The organism is Spirosoma gilvum (genome assembly GCF_054776815.1).
In genome coordinates this window covers 1-1164 of sequence record NZ_BAAHBH010000041.1, presented here as the reverse complement: position 1 = coordinate 1164, position 1164 = coordinate 1, and the positions used below count along the sequence as shown (strand labels likewise).

Sequence of the window (1164 nt, the reverse complement as noted above, 5' to 3'; positions counted from 1 at the left end):
AAGTATTATAGTATTTTAGGAGTATGAAAAAGCAACACGTAATGCTGAGCGATGAACATCAGAATCACCTGCGTCAACTCCTGAGCAAAGGTACTCTGTTCGCTAAAACCTTCAAACGGGCTACGGCCCTGTTGGAGCTTCATCAAGGCAAGACCTTTCAAGAGGTAGCCAGCACGCTTGGAGTCAATTATAATACGGTTTCAACCTGGGCTGGCAAGTACCAAACCGCCCAACTGGCTTTTCTCCAGGATGCTCCTCGCAGTGGTCGCCCCCTTGAAATCAGTGGTGAGAGTCGCGCTAAACTAACCGCACGGGCTTGTTCTGAATCGCCTGATGGGCATAGCCAGTGGTCGCTCAGACTGTTAGCCAACAAAGGAGTCGAGTTGGGCTATTGTGAACACCTGTCTCATACAGAAGTAGGTATGATTCTTAAAAAAACGAGCTACAGCCCCATCTCAAGCGACAGTGGTGCATCGGCCAGATAAACAGCGAGTATGTCTTCCGCATGGAGACCTTATTGGTATTGTATGCGCTGGCTTATGAGGCAACTTATCCGGTGGTGTGCTTCGATGAACGCCCCTGCTTTTTGATTGGCGAAGTGGTCCAGGGTCTTGCCTGTAGCCCGGATCAGGTAGCCAAACAGCACTATGCCTATAGTAAGCATGGGGCATGTGTGGTGATGGGGGCGATAGAACCCCTAGTGGGTAAGCGGCTGATGCAAGTTTATGAGCAGCGGACAAAAAAAGAATACACCGCCTTTATGCAGCAAGTAGCGGCTGCTTACCCGGATGCGGTCAAAATCAGGCTGGTGCAGGACAACTTGAACACCCACACGCCCAACGCCTTTTATGAGTGTCTATCGGCTGAGGAAGCGGCTAAATTGGCGGCTCGTTTTGAGCTGTATTACACGCCCAAGTGTGGGTCGTGGTTGAACATGATTGAGCTGGAGTTTTCGGCTTTGTCCCGTCAGTGTTTGAATCGACGGATTTCGGTTCAGGATGAGTTAGAGAAGCAAGTGCTGATTTGGGCGGAGGAACGCAATCAGAAGCAGGTCAAGATTCACTGGCAGTTCACGGTGGACAAAGCCAGAGATACCATGAACAGCCAGTATGTGAAGGTCAATCCTGAAAACCTAAAATACAAGAAAACTTAGTTTACAGTGTA

Annotated in this window: 2 protein-coding genes; both read left to right on the top strand. The window is 49.4% G+C overall.

The genetic code is table 11. The features are described 5' to 3' along the window. The first annotated feature begins 23 nt into the window (after positions 1–23). Entirely contained in the window at positions 24–485 is a 462-nt protein-coding gene (locus tag ACYVFD_RS35965; protein WP_461095449.1) for a helix-turn-helix domain-containing protein, read from the top strand. Continuing rightward, positions 473–1153 carry an IS630 family transposase gene (locus ACYVFD_RS35960; RefSeq protein WP_461095450.1) on the top strand — a complete coding sequence of 227 codons (681 nt, stop codon included), beginning with the start codon at positions 473–475 and terminating at the stop codon, positions 1151–1153. Before ACYVFD_RS35965 ends, ACYVFD_RS35960 begins: the two co-directional genes overlap by 13 nt. The last annotated feature ends 11 nt before the right edge of the window (positions 1154–1164 follow it).

What these genes read in the sequence shown, in the direction of transcription:
- ACYVFD_RS35965 (WP_461095449.1), top strand. Translation starts at nt 24, where the DNA reads ATGAAAAAGCAACACGTAATGCTGAGCGATGAACATCAGAATCACCTG.